The following is a 15,968-nucleotide window of genomic DNA, read 5'->3' as shown; positions in this document are numbered from 1 at the left end:
GATGGATGAGCGATACGAGCAGGCTGTTATGGAAAGGCTCTCGGACAGGTTTGGAGATGTGGAAAGCACTGACCTTGCTTCTGCCTTAATGGAAACGGCAAAGAACGCCGTGGAGGACAATCTGCAAGACTATTTTTCTCAGTTAAAGGACTGCACGAAAGACAGCTTTTTGGAAGAACTGGACGACTTTAATATAGAAGTCATTTACAGGCGGCTGGCAGCAAACAGCGTTGCTTTTATGCTGATCAGCCGCTGCGGTCTGGATACGAATGAGTTTTTTGACCGAGAGGATTTTGCGGATATTGTAAATTTCAATACCCCTGCAACGATAAACGCCATCGGCATTGCCACGAGCGATATTGCGGAAATGGCGTTACGGGAAATCTCACAGTCTATCCGAAATGTGCAAATGGCGGAAAAAGACCAGAATCACACCTTTGCACAAAGAACGCAGGCTCAGTATGATAAAGGCAGACAACAACCCGAAAGGAGCGAATACAATGAGCAAAATCACTTACAGCAGACAGGGGGATTATCTTATTCCCGACCTAACATTACCGACAGAGCCAGAGCTTCCGCTTGGCAGGTACGCTTTGATGCACAGGGATTATCTGGAGAAGCACAAGCGAGTGACCTATCTCAATCTGCTGACATCGGGCAGGCTGAACGGGCATCTGCACGAGGTAGAGCAGACAGCACTCCAGAGGTTGGAGCTTATGACGAAGCAGCTCTCAGCCGAGCAGGGCGTGACAGAGGAACTGAAAGAGAAAGCACCGATGCAGTGGGTCGGACTGATGAACAACATCCGCAGCCAAGCGGAGGAAGTGATACTGACCGAACTGATTTACAAGTAAGCGTTGCCAAAGAGGATGAGGTTAGAGTCAATCTTCCAACCGTAGATGAACAAATCGAAATGATAGCAAAAGCAGAGGACGAAAAAGCCTCTGCTTTTGCTATTTCCAAAGAAGATATTGACTCCGTGCTTCAGAAAGGCAGCGGTGTTGCGGACGGAAAATACCGCATCTACCGCCAATTCCAAAAGGGCGTGGACAGACAGAAAAATATTGAGTTCCTTAAAAATGAGTATGGAACGGGCGGCGGTACGCACATCTTCCCCGATGGTTTCAGCGGTCATTCTTGGCATGACAGCAAAGGTCTTGCCATTGACCGAAACGGCACTTATACCAATCACGACCTTGTGTTGAAATGGTCACAGGTTGAAAAGCGTCTGCGTGAGATGATTAAGGATAACCGCTATCTCAATCCGAAAGAAAAAGACCATTATGCCGATTATCTGGAGAGTATGTCAGCTCCCAAATATGAGATTGACACCCAGAGGAAAATAGCAAGGCAGCGTTTTATTGACGCCCACCGTGACCTGCCGCCTGCCGACAAACGGGATACCCTTGCTTTGCGGCTATCTGACTTTATCCGTGACTTGGACAGGTACGAAAAAGACTTGTTATCTGTTGTGGAACGAAGCGACCTTGCAGATGTTACCGCCGAGCAAATGGAACAGCACTTATCCGACCCCTCAACCGTTCAACAGCTCATAGACTTTCTTGCACAGGTACAATGGAAAACGACCTCAGTTTTCAGCCGCAGTAATGGGTGGAAGTTTACCGAGGAATTAAGGGAGCTGCACCCACTCCGCTACCTCTACAATGAGGGCGATGTGGTGTATATCGGTGCGGATAAATATGAGATTGCAACACTTACCGAGGAAAAGGTTTATCTGCAAAATGCCGAGTTCCCTATCTTGGGACAGGAATACAGCCGAGCCGACTTTGAAGAAAAGCTAACGGAAAATCCTGCAAATGACCATCTGAAAGTGGTCGTAACCGAGAAACAGAGGACAGAAACACCGTCCGAGAAAAAGCAGGACGGAATACAGTTTTCTATCGGTTTTTCCGAACACCCTGCCTTTTATGACAGACAGCTTAATGACCGCTATACAGATTTGAGCTTTGCTCTGGGGAATAAGCTGCTTGGTATTTTGGACGAGAAACAGCACCGTGAGCGTGAGGGCGATAAAAATATCGGGTGGTATCACAAGACCGATTTTGTTATCAAGGCTGTTATCGGCGGCGAGGAATTTAACTATGAAGGGCGGTTTGATATTGGCGATGGTGAGGGCGATTTAATTGCCCACATTAAGAATTTTTACGATTATGCCTTATCGCCAAAGGGCGAACAGCTATATGGAGATGACCGAGAAAGCCTGCTCCGTGGCAGAGATGAGTTTATCCCATTCTTGGAACAGCACACCGAGCTGACCCAAGAGGACGAAAAGCTCCTTGATGAGATTATGGCTACCGAAAGTGATTGGTACAGGACAGCCGAGGAAGCCGAAGAAAAACCACAGGCGAATGCCGATAAAGTGAATGGCTCAGAAGCTCCTGTCATTGAAATGGAGCAATCCACAGATGACCTCATAGGCAGGGAAATCATCATAGATAACCGTAAATATCTCATTGAGAGCATCGGGAAAATCAGCGGTGATGTGTCCCTGCGTGACATCACATTCCAGAACAATGTGGGCTTTCCGATAAACCGAGTGGAGAAAATCGGCTATATCCAAAAGCTATTGGAACAGGAAAAAACCGAATTACCACCCGAAGAAAAAACGGAAACTCTTGCCATAGACCGTCATAATTTCCGTATTACTGATGACGCCATCGGTGTCGGCGGGGCAAAAGAAAAATTCCGTAACAATATGGCGGCAATCAACCTGCTGCACGAGCTTGAAATTGAAAACCGCCTTGCCACACCTGAAGAACAGGAAGTCCTATCTCGGTATGTCGGTTGGGGCGGTCTTTCTATGGCATTTGATGAACACAATGCAGCGTGGGCGGAGGAATTTAAGGAGCTATATGCCAGCCTATCCCCAGAGGAATACCGTGCCGCTATGGAGTCAACGCTGACCGCTTTTTATACGCCGCCTGTTGTTATCAAGGCGATGTATGACGCACTTGACCGCCTGGGCTTTTCACAGGGAAATATCTTGGAGCCGTCCTGCGGCACAGGCAATTTCTTTGGTCTGCTTCCCGAAAGTATGCAAAACAGCAAGCTCCACGGCGTGGAAATCGACTCTCTTACAGGCAGGATTGCAAAGCAGCTCTACCAAAAAGCGAACATTGCCATTGAGGGCTTTGAGAAAACGAATCTCCCAGACGACCATTTTGATGTAGTCATCGGCAATGTGCCGTTTGGGGAGATAAGGGTCAATGACAGCCGATACAACGCCCAGAAGTTCCTCATACACGACTACTTTTTCGCAAAGGCTCTGGATAAAGTCCGTGCCGGCGGCGTTGTGATGTTCATTACCTCAAAGGGTACGATGGATAAAGCAAGTCCAGAGGTACGCAAGTATATCGCCCAGAGAGCCGAGCTTTTAGGTGCTATCCGTCTGCCTGACAACACCTTTAAGGCAAACGCAGGCACGGAGGTCACGAGCGATATTCTTATCCTGCAAAAGCGTGACCGAGTGATGGATATAGAGCCAGACTGGGTACACCTTGATACGGACGACAACGGTGTTACGATGAACAGATATTTTATCGAACACCCCGAAATGGTGTTGGGCGAAATAAAGATGGAAAGCACACGCTTTGGTACTTTTGAGCCTGTTTGTAAAGCCCGTAAGGATATACCACTTTCCGAGCTTCTGTCCAATGCAGTTCAGAGGATAAACGGCGAAATCCCAGAGCTTGATAATGGGGTTGATGAAATCTCCGATGAGCAGGAGCTTTCCGTTCCTGCTGACCCGAATGTGCGTAACTTCTCTTTTACTCTGGTGGACGGAAGTGTTTACTTCCGAGAGAATGACCGTATGCAACTTGCTTCTGTGTCGATGACCGCAGAAAACCGTATCAAAGGGCTTATCCAAATTCGTGACTGTGTGCGTAAGCTCATTGAGTATCAGACCGATGATTACCCAGAGGAAATGATACGCACCGAGCAGGAAAACCTCAACCGTCTGTATGATGTTTATACCGCAAAATACGGTCTAATCAACAGCCGAGGAAACTATCTTGCTTTTGCTTCAGATGAGAGCTACTTCCTTCTATGTTCTCTGGAGGTGCTTGATGATGAGGGCAACTTCAAACGGAAGGCAGATATGTTCACAAAGCGGACTATCAAACCCCACCGAGAAGTAACTTCGGTTGAAACTGCAAGCGAAGCCCTTGCCCTCTCTATCGGAGAGAAAGCCCGTGTTGATTTGCCTTATATGGAGCAGCTCACAGGCAAAACGCAGGCTGAGCTTGTACAGGATTTACAAGGTATTATCTTCAAAGTACCGAACTGTGAGCCTGTTTCCTATGTAGCCGCAGACGAGTATCTGTCAGGAAATGTCCGAAACAAGCTGACGGTTGCGGAGCTTGCTGCGAAGAATGACCCAGAGCTTGCAGTTAATGTGGAAGCCTTGGAAAAGGTCATTCCCAAAGACCTCTCGGCGGCGGAAATCTCTGTCCGTCTGGGTGCAACTTGGATACCGCAGGAAGATATACAGCGGTTTGTGATGGAGCTTTTAACTCCGTCAAGTTATGCCGCAGGCAGATTAAAGGTACGATACACCCCGATAAACGGAGACTGGTTCATAGAGAATAAAAGCTCCGATATGGGGAATGTAAAGGCGGACAGCACCTATGGTACGAAAAGAGCTTCCGCCTATCGCATTATTGAGGACACCTTAAATCTGCGTGACACCCGTATCTTTGATTATATGTATGACGAACACGGCAATAAAAAAGCGGTGTTCAATGCAAAGGAAACTACGGCGGCACAGGCGAAGCAGGAAGTCATCAAGCAGGCATTTCAGGATTGGATATGGAAAGACCCAGAACGGCGAAACCGTCTTGTCCGTTATTACAACGACACTTTTAACTCTGTGCGACCCCGTGAATATGACGGAAGCCATATCACTTTCGGAGGTATCAGTCCAGAAATCACACTAAGACCACATCAAGTCAACGCCATCGCCCATATCCTTTATGGCGGCAATACGCTCCTTGCCCATAAGGTGGGAGCAGGCAAAACCTTTGAAATGGTAGCCGCCGCACAGGAAAGCAAACGGCTCGGTTTATGTCAGAAATCTATGTTTGTTGTGCCGAATCATCTTGTCGGTCAGTGGGCTTCTGAGTATCTGCGGCTCTATCCGAGTGCAAATATCCTTGTTACAACAAAGCAGGATTTTGAAACAGGAAACCGCAAGAAGTTCTGCGGTAGGATTGCCACAGGCGACTATGATGCAGTCATTATTGGGCATTCTCAGTTTGAAAAAATTCCGATGAGCATAGAACGCCAGAGGGAGCAGTTGGAAAAGCAGCTTGATGATATTGAGCGTGGCATTGATGATGTGCAGGCTTCCAAAGGCGAGCAGTTCACGGTCAAACAGCTAATGAAAACCCGAAAGGCAATCAAGACGAAGCTCGAAAAGCTTAACGACACCAAGCGTAAGGATACGGTTATCGACTTTGAACAGCTCGGCATTGACAGGCTTTTCATTGATGAGAGCCATTTTTATAAGAATTTGTACCTCTACACCAAGATGCGAAATGTAGGCGGTATCGCCCAGACCGAAGCCCAGAAATCAAGCGACCTCTTTATGAAATGCCGCTATCTGGACGAAATCACGGGCAACCGTGGCACGGTTTTCGCAACGGGTACGCCTGTCAGCAATTCAATGGTTGAGCTGTACTCCGTTCAGAGGTACTTGCAGTATGACACCCTTGCACAGAATGGTTTGCAGCATTTTGACAGTTGGGCTTCTACCTTTGGAGAAACGGTTACAGCTCTGGAATTAGCACCCGAAGGCACAAATTACCGAGCCAAGACGAGGTTTGCCAAGTTCTATAACCTGCCAGAGCTGATGCAGATGTTCCGTGAGGTGGCGGATATTCAGACCGCCGATATGCTAAAGCTCCCCGTGCCAAAGGTCAATTACCACAATATTAAGACCAAGCCGAGCGAGATACAGACCGAGATGGTAGCTTCCCTTGCGAAGCGGGCTGAGAAAGTCAGGGCAAGGCTTGTCGAGCCGAACATCGACAATATGCTCAAGATAACCAATGACGGGCGGAAACTGGCTCTTGACCAGAGGATGATTGACCCGATGCTGCCAGATGACCCAGACAGTAAAGTCAATGCCTGCGTGGATAATGTGTACCGTATCTGGGAGGAACACGCCGATACCAAAGCGACACAGCTTGTGTTCTGCGACCTGTCCACCCCGAAAAATGACGGTACTTTCAATGTCTACGACGATATGAGGGAGAAGCTGATAGCCCGTGGTATCCCTGCGGAGCAGGTACGCTTTATTCACGAAGCGACCACCGATGCACAGAAAAAAGAGTTGTTCGGCAAGGTCAGAAGCGGCGAAGTTCGTGTGCTGTTCGGTTCTACTCCGAAGATGGGAGCAGGTACGAACGTGCAGGACAGGCTCATAGCAATCCATAACCTTGATTGTCCATGGCGTCCTTCCGACCTTGAACAAAGGCAGGGGCGTATCGAACGGCAGGGCAATATGTTCCCAGAGGTGGAGGTTTACCGCTATGTGACCGAGCAGACTTTTGATGCCTACCTCTATCAGTTGGTGGAGAGCAAACAGAAATTTATCAGCCAGATAATGACGAGTAAAAGCCCTGTCCGCTCTGCCGAAGATGTGGACGAGGTTGCCCTGTCCTTTGCGGAGGTTAAAATGCTTGCTACAGGCGATGCCCGTTTTAAGGAAAAGATGGATTTGGATATACAGGTTTCCAAGCTCCGAGTGTTAAAGCAGAGTTATCTTTCCGAGCATTACGACCTTGAGGATAGAGTGCTGAAATACTATCCTCAGACCATTAAGGAGTATGAGGGACGCATTGCAGGCTATGAAAATGATGTAGCTCTTGCCGAGCAGCACAAGCCGCAGGGCGAGGATAAGTTCTGCCCGATGACTCTAAAAGGCGTGACCTACACCGAAAAGGCAGACGCAGGCGAAATGCTTCTTGCAATCTGCAAGGATTATCCGATGTCCGCACCTACCGAAATCGGCAGCTACCGAGGTTTCCGAATGGAGATTTATTATGATACCGTCAATGCCCATTACTGTATGAACCTCTGCGGAAAGGCAAAGCATAAGATGGATTTAGGTGCTGATGCCCTCGGAAATCTGACCCGAATTGAGAACGAGCTGTCAAAGCTCCCCGCCAGACTGGAAGCTGCCAAGACCAAAAAGGCGGAAACTATCGCACAGCTTGAAACCGCAAAGGAGGAAATCAAGAAGCCCTTTGCCTTTGAAGATGAGCTGAAAGAAAAAACAGAACGGCTGAACGCTCTTAACATTGAGCTGAATCTGAATGAAAAAGATACTTCCGTTATGGATACCGAGCCAGAGCAGGCAGAAGAACAGCCCGAAAGAAAATGTGCAAGTCGGGAGAGATAATGTGGTTTGCATATTTGTATTGCTGATTTCTGGGAAGTATAATAGGTGTAGATTAGTAAATGTCGGAGGTGAAAGGTGTGCTTGATAATTTCAGATTTGAAACCTTTGTTGATGTGCATAGCAACATCTTTGCTGAATATCTAAGCTCCGTTATCGCAAAGCTGCCCAAAGAAAATCCAGAATACCGTTCCACAGAGGAAAGGATAGAGGAACTCTACAAGGAGTATCCCAAAGTGATGGCAGTTTTGGATACGGAAAAGCCGAGTGATTTATCCGAGCAGGAGTGTAAGGCTTTGATAGAAGTTTTGGAGCTTCGGAACAGGCTCAGCGATATGCAGCAGGAAGCAATCTATTTCAGAGGGTGCTATGACAGCGTTGGGTATCTCAAAAAGGCAGGAATTTTATAACCGAGAACGGCGGCATTGGCGTGGAGCTGATGCCGCTTTTACATAGCCGCAGAGGTGGAAAAATTCATAAAAATGTGGTATGATTTTTAAATCAGTAAGGAGGTGACAGTTTATGAGTGTTATCTTTGGAATAAAAGAAAATAACCGTATAATTATTGCAGGCGATAAGCGAGGGTCAAGTATTGACGGGAAAACTTTGTCAGATGATTTAGACAAAGTCCTTATGATAAATGACCATTTAGCTTTTTCAAGTGCAGGTAACGCAGCTATTGAAAAGGCTATTTCAATAGATTTGAACAAGGCGACAAATAAAGATTGCCTAACTACCGATGATTTACTTGATATTATAAAAGCATTTTATAAGCGAGTAGCCGATACAAATTGTGATGCTATATTAGCCTTGCCGTTCTATTTTCTCATAGCAGGTAAAGGGCGTGACGGTAATGCAAGCCTAATATCGGGAGGTAATATCAAGGGTCGTTTAGATGCAAAAGATGTTCCAATGGCTCTTTTTCCACCTGCCGATGCAAAAATGCAGGAGTGCTGCGATTGCTTTGCAAAAAATTATAAGTTGCATAATTCAGAGTTTGTAGAAAAAACAATTAAGGAAATTGCGAATATTAGTAATTTGGTAAGCCCTACGGGTAACAAATGGATTTATAATATCGCAACAGAAAAAGGGATGCTTTTTTCATTCTAAAAGAACTATATTTTACATAGCCGAGAGGTTTTCATTTAACGAAATCCCCTCGGCTTTTTCTATTTCTGGAGGTGATTTTATCCATTGAGAACTAACCGACCCTACGTGCAGATTGACCCAGATGTGCTTGAACGGGTACGCCAGATTGACCTGTTATCCTATCTGCGTGAGTTTGAGCCGAGCAATCTCGTTAAGGTCAAAGGCACAAGCAATGTGTACTGTACAGCAGAACACGACAGCTTAAAGATTTCCAACGGCAAATGGTATTGGTGGTCGAGAGGTTTCGGCGGCTATTCTGCCCTCGACTATCTCATCAAGGTCAAGGAATATGACTTCGTAGAAGCCGTGGAAATTCTCACGGGACAGACGATGGCGGACTGGAAGCCACCCCCTGCTCCCAAGAAAGATAAACCGAAAGTCCTGCTCCTGCCGCCAAAAAATAAGGATTGTAACCGAGTGATACAGTATCTTTTCGGGCGTGGTATTGACTATCAGCTCATACAGGAGTGTATCTCAGACGGCACGCTTTATGAGAGTGCCGATTATCACAATGCTGTTTTTATCGGCAAAGATGAAAGCGGAACACCGAAATATGCTGCCCTGCGAGGCACTCTCGGCAGCACTTTCAAGCAGGACGCATCGGGCAGCGACAAGCAGTATTCGTTCCGACTTCTGGCAAAGAAGCCTGCGGATACCGTGCATTTATTTGAAGCCGCCATTGATTTACTGTCCTACGCCACCTATCTAAAGTGTGAGGGAAAGGACTATAAATCGGAAAATCTGCTTTCTTTATCGGGCGTGTATCAGCCAAAGAAAGAGATGAAGGACAGCAAAATCCCCATAGCTCTCACAACTTTTTTGAGTGCCAATCCACAAATTAAGACCATAGTTCTGCATCTGGATAATGATAAGGTAGGCAGGCTTTGTACCGCTACTTTGAAGGAACTGTTGCAGAAAGACTACAAAATCGTTGATGATCCTCCGCCTGTCGGCAAGGACTTCAACGATTTTTTGTTGTCCTATCTGAAAATTGCAAGACCAAAGCTTAAGCGTGAAAGGAGTGATGTCCGTTGATTGTGTAGCAGTTTTTGCCCAGAAAGACACCGAAACCAAATCAAAATTTAATGCTGAAAGCGAGGAATGAACTATTGAAAAAGTATGATGTAACCCTTACTGCCCATTACCGAAAGACCGTTTCCGTCTATGCGGAAAGCCCCGAACAGGCAAAGGAAAAGACAAAAATTATCCTGTTCGATACCGACCTTATCAACTTTACCGATGATGGTTTTGTCTGCGGCGAAGCCGATATTACCGAGCAGAGCGAGGACGGTCTTGACGGTGCGGGCGAGAATACACTACAGGAAAATACGGATTGTTCGGACTGTCCGTACTTCTGCCCCGTGTGCGGTGAGTGTATGTATGAGGAGGACTGCGAAGAATGAGATGTCTTACCAAGCACTGAATTTGGTTAGCCAAATTCGCTTGTTAGGGGTCAGCCCCTAATACCCCGTGAGAACAGAAAGGAGTTTAAAAATGAGTGAGTTCTTATTTTTCATTATTGGCACAATGCTCGGCGGTCTGTTCGGTGTTGCGTGTATGTGTTGCTTGCAGATAAGCAGACTTTCCGAGAGAAAGGAAGTGGACAATGCGAAAAAGAAATGTGCAGATACTTTTCCGTCTGACTGAGGAGGAAGCCGAACACCTTAATGAGCTTGTGCGGAAATCGGGTCGCTCAAAAGAAGCCTTTTTAAGAGAAATGGTAAGGGGCTATCAGCTCTGCGAAAAGCCCGACCCAGAGTTCTATAAAATGATGCGTGAGCTGTCCGCCATTGGCAACCGTATCAATCAGCTTGCGGTTAAGGCAAACGCCCTCGGCTTTGTGGATACCCCGATGCTCCGTGAGGAAGCAAGGAAATGGCACGAGTTTCAGATTGACATTCGCAAAAGGTATCTGCTTCCACGCAGGTCATCGTAATGGCGGTCTGCGAGATATGGGATGTGCGTGGCAGGCTCGACCATCCAATCGACTATGCCGAAAATCCCGAAAAGACCGCCAACCCCAAATACACCGAAGACGACCTGCAGGCGATGGTCGATGTAATGGAGTACGCTACTAATAAGGATAAGACCGAGCAGCGTTTCTTTGTCACAGGTGTAAATTGTGACCCGACCACCGCCAGAGATGAAATGATGATTACCAAAGCGGGATGGAGCGACACGAGTGAGATTGTCTGCTATCACGGCTTCCAGAGCTTCAAGCACGGTGAGGTTACGCCAGAGCAGGCTCACGAGGTCGGCGTTAAACTTGCCGAGCGAATGTGGGGCGACAGATTTCAAGTCATCGTTGCCACTCACCTAAATACCGATTGCCTGCATAATCACTTTGTCGTGAACTCTGTTTCTTTTGCGGACGGTATGCACTACCACGACAACAAAGCAAATCTGCGGCTGCTCCGTCAGCGTTCCGATGAGCTTTGCCGTGAGTATGCTCTGTCTGTCATCGAACACCCAAGCGGTAAGAAAAAGCCCTACGCCCTTTACCAAGCCGAAAAGCAGGGGCGACCCACGAGGGATAATGTTGCCAGACAGGCGGTGGATGAAGCTATCAGCAAATCATTTACGCTGAAAGACTTTGACCGCCAGTTGGCAGAAATGGGCTATCGCATAAACTTTGACCCCAACCGCAAGTATTGGACGATTATAGGCAAGGGCTGGCAAAGACCCAAGCGGCTTTATAAGCTCGGAGAGGAATACACCAATGACAGGATTATGGAGCGTATCAGCGAAAATTCCTATGCTGTCAAATTCCAGAGCTTCTCAGAGCCACAGGTCAAGGTCTATCGGGTCAAAGGCTCATTGAAGAATGCCAGGAAAATCGGCGGCTTGCGTGGGCTGTATCTCCATTACTGCTACAAGCTCGGTATCCTGCCAAAAGGCAGAAAACAAAATTATGCACGGCTTCATTATCTCTTAAAGGACGACCTTATGAAGATGGAAGCCATCACACAGGAAACAAGGCTGCTTTGCCGCAATCACATTGATACGGCGGAGCAGCTTTGTTCATATAAAGGCTCTCTGGAAACGGAGATGTCTGCCCTGCTTCAGAAGCGAAAGGAGCTTTACTCCAAATCCCGCAGGACAAGCGGCGAAGAAAAGGAAGCGGTCAAGGCAGAGCTTTCCGATATTTCGGGGCGGCTGAAAATTATCCGAAAGGAGGTCAGACTGTGCGAGGGCATCGCCGCCCGTAGTGATACCCTCAAGGAAAAATTGCAGACGATACGGGCAGACGAACACGAACAGCAAAGAAAGGAGCTGATGAAGAATGAACACAGGCGGCGAAGCGGCAGAACAAATCGTCCGAATGAGCTTGGAGGGCTTTGAGGTCGCTGCCAAAATTACAGGTGCAGGTGCGAAGAACATCGCTATCCTGTTGTATTCCATTCTCAAAGAAGAAAAGAAAACCAAAGGCAAAGCAAGGCTGACGAGTATGCTCCGTTCTGGTAAGGAGCTGAAAGTCTTTACCGTCAAAAACGGCGACTTAAAGAAGTTCACGCAGGAAGCGAAAAAATACGGTGTGCTTTACTGTGTCCTCACGGACAGGAAAAACAAAGACCCCAATGCGGAGGTCGATGTCATCGCCCGTGCCGAGGACGCATCGAAAATCAGTCGTATCGTGGAACGCTTTAATCTTGCTTCGGTGGATACCGCTTCTATTGTGACGGAAGCCGAGAAATCCAAAGATGCAAAGGACGGTCAGCCAGAGCCAGATATTGGTGTGCAAGAAAAGGCGGAGAAAGACAAGCTGCTTGACGAGCTTATGGGCAAGCCTGTCCAGAAGGAGGAAAACGCCCCAAACCCCTCGGTGGCAAAGACAGAAAAATCCCCTCAGTCCGAGCCTACCTTAGAGCAGCCAAAGAAGTCCGCAGAGGGGGCTACTATGACTAAGGAGAAACCTTCTGTCAGAGAGGAACTGCGGAAAATCAAGGAGAGCCGCAAGGAGCAGGAAGCAGAGATTGGCACTTCCGACCTGGACAAAAGCGGTGCTTCCGACAGGGCGAAAAGTGCTAACAGGAAAACGGAGCATAAACAGCCCACAAGAAAGAAAAAGAAACCAAAATCCAAAGAAACGAGGTAAACAGCTATGAGTATTTACGATGTATTCAGCGGCGGCAACAGACCTTTTGATAAAGAGGAATGGGCTGCCGCAAAGCAGGCACAGCGGAAAGAAGCCTATGAGCTGATTGACAATACCTGCTCTGAAATGGTGGCAAGCGGCGACAGCTTCCGTCAGTATCTTGATGTGCAGGGTCGCTTTGACCGTTACTCCGTGGCTAACGCTATTCTGGTATCAGCACAGATGCCCGAAGCAACGCAGCTTAAAGAGTACAGCAAATGGAAAGCGAACCGTGTCTATGTGAACAAGGACGCACAGAAAATCATTATCCTTGAGCCGAGCAAGGAATACACCCGTGAGGACGGGACAAAGGGCGTCTCTTACAATGCCAAAGTGGTTTATGATATTTCCGAAACCTCGGCAAAGGACAGGCAGCAGGAACAGGAGCCGAAATCCATGCGTGAGCTTGTGTCGGCTCTGATTGATGCAAGCCCTGTACCCTGTGTTCCTGTCGGTGAGCTTGAACTGCCTGCCTATTATGACAGCTCTCAGCAGACCATTTTTGTCAAGAAGGGGCTTTCCGAGGAAGTGCTGTTCGTGAGTATGGCAAAAGAAGTGTCGGCGGCGGTCTATGACTTTAAGCACAACGAGAGCCGTGATGCTTCCGATTTCAAATCCTTCTGCGTTGCCTATATGGTAAGCTCCCGTTATGGCGTGGATACCAGAGGTTTTGACTTTTCCAGACTTCCCAGAGAGTATGCGGAAATGGATACACAGGCATTCAAAGGAGAGCTTGGCACGATGCGTGATGTTCTGGGCGAAATCCAGAGCGATATGTATAAGAGTATGGAGAAGAACAAGCCTGCAAAGAACAAAGAGCAGGAACGCTAATCGGAGGTGCAGACTATGAGAGAGAAACGATACCATATCGCACTTGATAAGTACGATAAGAATATCGTCATCAACGCCTTAAACACCCTGCGTACAAGGCAGTTACAGGAGGAACGCCCCACCGAGCCTGTTGACGAGCTGATAAGCAAGGTGGCACACGCTCCGACAAAAAAGGTTAAGGTCGTGCATTGCAGGTGCAATGAGGAACGATGACCAGAAAACGAGCCTAATCCTTTCTGTCTGCGGCATACTTCCTGTCGTATGGCTTGCCCTGCTGACAGCACCCTATGTCAGCGGTGGTCTTGTAGAGATTATCCGAGGTCTGCCTGTGGCGATGGGCAATCCGTTTGAAATAATGGTATGTGAGGACAGCGTAAAGACTGTCCTCATTTTTTTACTTGCCTACGCTATGGGCATCGGCGTTTATTTCTCTACACGCAGGAATTACCGCAGGCGTGAGGAACACGGCTCTGCGAAATGGGGCAACGCAGGTGCTTTGAATAAGAAGTACCGAGATAAAGACCCGTCAGCTAATAAGCTTTTGACCCAGAATGTCCGTATCGGGTTGGACGGGAAAAAGCACCGCAGGAATCTGAATATTTTAGTCTGCGGCGGTTCTGGTGCGGGAAAAACGAGGTTTTTCTGCAAGCCAAATGCTATGCAGTGCAACACATCTTTTGTAATACTCGACCCAAAGGGCGAAATCGTCCGTGACATCGGCGGTCTGTTGGAAAACAAAGGCTATGAGGTGCGTGTGCTTGACCTTATCAATATGCACCGCAGCCATTGTTACAATCCCTTTGTCTATCTGCGGAACGATAACGATGTTCAGAGGTTGGTAACAAACTTGTTTAAGGCGACCACGCCGAAAGGCTCACAGTCGCAAGACCCGTTCTGGGATACGGCGGCGAGTATGCTGCTTCTGGCTCTGGTGTTCTATCTGAAATATGAAGCACCGCCAGACGAACAGAATTTCCCGATGGTTATGGAGCTGCTCCGTGCAGGCGAAGTCCGAGAGGACGATGACAGCTATGTAAGCCCTCTAGACGAGCTGTTTGACCGTCTGGAAATGGTAAACCCAGAGCATATCGCCCTCAAGTATTACAGGGATTACCACTCTGGTAGTGCAAAGACCTTAAAGAGTATCCAGATAACTCTTGCCGCAAGGCTTGAAAAATTCAATCTGGAGAGCCTTGCAGGGCTTACTGCCACCGATGAGCTTAACCTGCCAAGTCTGGGCGAAAAGAAGGTCGCTCTGTTCGCTCTGATACCAGACAACGACACGAGTTTTAACTTCCTTGTCAGTATCCTTTATACCCAACTCTTTCAGCAGCTTTTTTATCTAGCAGACCACAAGTACGGCGGAAGCCTGCCTGTGCATTGCCATTTCATAATGGACGAATTTGCGAATGTTTCATTGCCCGACGACTTTGATAAAATCCTGTCCGTTATGCGTTCCAGAGGGGTATCGGTATCCATTATCCTGCAAAATCTGGCACAGCTCAAAGCCCTTTTTGAAAAGCAATGGGAAAGCATTGTCGGCAACTGCGATGAGTTTCTGTATCTGGGCGGCAACGAGCAAAGCACCCACAAATATGTGTCAGAGCTTTTGGGCAAGGAAACCATTGATACCAACACCTACGGGAAAAGCTCTGGGCGGAGTGGTAACTATTCAACAAATTATCAGATTTCGGGGCGTGAGCTGATGACCCCAGACGAAGTGCGTATGCTTGATAACCGTTACGCACTTCTTTTTGTGCGTGGAGAACGCCCCGTTATGGACTTCAAGTATGACATTTTGAAGCACCCGAATGTGAAGCTGACGGCTGACGGAGGGCAACCGCCGTATATCCACGGAGAGCCTACGCAGGCTGTCGCAACCCTTGTGTTTGACAGTGATATTCCAGATAACGCCGTGAGCGTGAAAGCTGTCAGCACTTCCTATGAGCTTCTGTCCGATGAGGACTTGGAAGAAATATTCAATTTATAAGGAGGATTTACCCTATGAAACTTTTTAAGAAGAACGAGAACAAGAAAACCACGAAGCTGCCGATGACTAAAAAGGTTAAGAAAGGCTTCCGATATTACTGTATGGCTGTTATGGCAATGACCTTTGTGCTTGGTACTTCCGTAACCGCCTTTGCTGCCAATGACCCCATTCAGGTAGTCAACAATCTGTCCGATTTCATTTTCGGTCTGGTGAGGGCTGTTGGTATGATTATGCTCGGCTTTGGTATCGTGCAGATTGGTCTTTCCCTCAAATCCCATGACCCGTCCCAGAGAGCTAACGGATTTTTGACCCTTGCAGGCGGCGTTGTCATTACCTTCGCAAAAGAAATCTTGACTCTTATCACAGGCTAAGATAACAGACTGACACAAAAAGATAACGGGAGCAGATCCGCCGAGTGCGGAACTCGCTCCCGTTATCTA

General features: G+C 47.7%; 14 protein-coding genes. All 14 read left to right on the top strand.

The features are described from left to right. Positions 1 to 401 precede the first annotated feature (401 nt). The 14 genes from DWY07_RS13390 to DWY07_RS08770 all read left to right on the top strand — a co-directional run bounded on the left by DWY07_RS13390 (position 402) and on the right by DWY07_RS08770 (position 15,899). Positions 402 to 854 (top strand): TnpV protein, encoded by a 453-nt coding sequence (locus tag DWY07_RS13390; protein ID WP_347465399.1) that lies wholly within the window; start codon positions 402 to 404, stop codon positions 852 to 854. Between the two features lie 59 nt (positions 855 to 913). Then, positions 914 to 7,426, top strand: a complete 6,513-nt coding sequence (locus DWY07_RS08830; protein ID WP_347465440.1) for an LPD25 domain-containing protein — start codon at positions 914 to 916, stop codon at positions 7,424 to 7,426. A gap of 59 nt (positions 7,427 to 7,485) precedes the next feature. Further along, positions 7,486 to 7,833, top strand: a complete 348-nt coding sequence (locus DWY07_RS08825; protein ID WP_029676846.1) for a DUF6664 family protein — start codon at positions 7,486 to 7,488, stop codon at positions 7,831 to 7,833. Positions 7,834 to 7,945: 112 nt separating this feature from the next. Next, on the top strand, positions 7,946 to 8,533 hold the full coding sequence (locus DWY07_RS08820) for a proteasome subunit (protein WP_015560128.1): 588 nt from the start codon (positions 7,946 to 7,948) through the stop codon (positions 8,531 to 8,533). Between the two features lie 84 nt (positions 8,534 to 8,617). After that, on the top strand, positions 8,618 to 9,607 hold the full coding sequence (locus tag DWY07_RS08815; protein ID WP_025577659.1) for a DUF3991 and TOPRIM domain-containing protein: 990 nt from the start codon (positions 8,618 to 8,620) through the stop codon (positions 9,605 to 9,607). A 74-nt stretch (positions 9,608 to 9,681) separates the two neighbouring features. Beyond that, positions 9,682 to 9,975 carry a hypothetical protein gene (locus tag DWY07_RS08810; RefSeq protein ID WP_025577661.1) on the top strand — a complete coding sequence of 98 codons (294 nt, stop codon included), beginning with the start codon at positions 9,682 to 9,684 and terminating at the stop codon, positions 9,973 to 9,975. Between the two features lie 91 nt (positions 9,976 to 10,066). Then, entirely contained in the window at positions 10,067 to 10,219 is a 153-nt protein-coding gene (locus DWY07_RS08805; protein WP_081703190.1) for a DUF3789 domain-containing protein, read from the top strand. Beyond that, complete coding sequence (locus DWY07_RS08800) at positions 10,179 to 10,508, top strand: ribbon-helix-helix protein, CopG family (protein ID WP_008703437.1); 330 nt, start codon at positions 10,179 to 10,181, stop codon at positions 10,506 to 10,508. The genes DWY07_RS08805 and DWY07_RS08800 overlap by 41 nt, the downstream gene beginning before the upstream one ends. Further along, positions 10,508 to 11,914 carry a relaxase/mobilization nuclease domain-containing protein gene (locus DWY07_RS08795; protein WP_025577665.1) on the top strand — a complete coding sequence of 469 codons (1,407 nt, stop codon included), beginning with the start codon at positions 10,508 to 10,510 and terminating at the stop codon, positions 11,912 to 11,914. Before DWY07_RS08800 ends, DWY07_RS08795 begins: the two co-directional genes overlap by 1 nt. Continuing rightward, complete coding sequence (locus DWY07_RS08790; RefSeq protein ID WP_029676847.1) at positions 11,856 to 12,668, top strand: PcfB family protein; 813 nt, start codon at positions 11,856 to 11,858, stop codon at positions 12,666 to 12,668. Before DWY07_RS08795 ends, DWY07_RS08790 begins: the two co-directional genes overlap by 59 nt. A gap of 6 nt (positions 12,669 to 12,674) precedes the next feature. Then, positions 12,675 to 13,538, top strand: coding sequence for a hypothetical protein (locus DWY07_RS08785; protein WP_025577671.1), 864 nt, complete (start codon positions 12,675 to 12,677; stop codon positions 13,536 to 13,538). 15 nt (positions 13,539 to 13,553) lie between these two features. Further along, entirely contained in the window at positions 13,554 to 13,751 is a 198-nt protein-coding gene (locus tag DWY07_RS08780) for a hypothetical protein (protein WP_025577673.1), read from the top strand. Beyond that, positions 13,738 to 15,528 (top strand): VirD4-like conjugal transfer protein, CD1115 family, encoded by a 1,791-nt coding sequence (locus tag DWY07_RS08775; RefSeq protein ID WP_025577674.1) that lies wholly within the window; start codon positions 13,738 to 13,740, stop codon positions 15,526 to 15,528. The genes DWY07_RS08780 and DWY07_RS08775 overlap by 14 nt, the downstream gene beginning before the upstream one ends. Positions 15,529 to 15,542: 14 nt before the next feature. Further along, entirely contained in the window at positions 15,543 to 15,899 is a 357-nt protein-coding gene (locus DWY07_RS08770) for a glutamyl-tRNA amidotransferase subunit A (protein WP_008703428.1), read from the top strand. Positions 15,900 to 15,968: the final 69 nt, after the last annotated feature.

The sequence above is a fragment of the Clostridium sp. AF23-6LB genome, assembly GCF_003461085.1.
Classification (GTDB): domain Bacteria; phylum Bacillota; class Clostridia; order Lachnospirales; family Lachnospiraceae; genus Coprococcus; species Coprococcus ammoniilyticus.
This window is presented reverse-complemented; position numbering and strand designations above follow the sequence as displayed.

Bases quoted from the DNA above. Each gene is read 5' to 3' on its own strand.
- DWY07_RS08780 (WP_025577673.1), top strand. From the start codon at position 13,554: ATGAGAGAGAAACGATACCATATCGCACTTGATAAGTACGATAAGAAT.
- DWY07_RS13390 (WP_347465399.1), top strand. From the start codon at position 402: ATGTGCAAATGGCGGAAAAAGACCAGAATCACACCTTTGCACAAAGAA.
- DWY07_RS08800 (WP_008703437.1), top strand. From the start codon at position 10,179: ATGCGAAAAAGAAATGTGCAGATACTTTTCCGTCTGACTGAGGAGGAA.
- DWY07_RS08770 (WP_008703428.1), top strand. From the start codon at position 15,543: ATGAAACTTTTTAAGAAGAACGAGAACAAGAAAACCACGAAGCTGCCG.
- DWY07_RS08805 (WP_081703190.1), top strand. From the start codon at position 10,067: ATGAGTGAGTTCTTATTTTTCATTATTGGCACAATGCTCGGCGGTCTG.
- DWY07_RS08820 (WP_015560128.1), top strand. From the start codon at position 7,946: ATGAGTGTTATCTTTGGAATAAAAGAAAATAACCGTATAATTATTGCA.
- DWY07_RS08775 (WP_025577674.1), top strand. From the start codon at position 13,738: ATGAGGAACGATGACCAGAAAACGAGCCTAATCCTTTCTGTCTGCGGC.
- DWY07_RS08790 (WP_029676847.1), top strand. From the start codon at position 11,856: ATGAACACAGGCGGCGAAGCGGCAGAACAAATCGTCCGAATGAGCTTG.
- DWY07_RS08825 (WP_029676846.1), top strand. From the start codon at position 7,486: ATGTCGGAGGTGAAAGGTGTGCTTGATAATTTCAGATTTGAAACCTTT.
- DWY07_RS08795 (WP_025577665.1), top strand. From the start codon at position 10,508: ATGGCGGTCTGCGAGATATGGGATGTGCGTGGCAGGCTCGACCATCCA.
- DWY07_RS08830 (WP_347465440.1), top strand. From the start codon at position 914: ATGATAGCAAAAGCAGAGGACGAAAAAGCCTCTGCTTTTGCTATTTCC.
- DWY07_RS08785 (WP_025577671.1), top strand. From the start codon at position 12,675: ATGAGTATTTACGATGTATTCAGCGGCGGCAACAGACCTTTTGATAAA.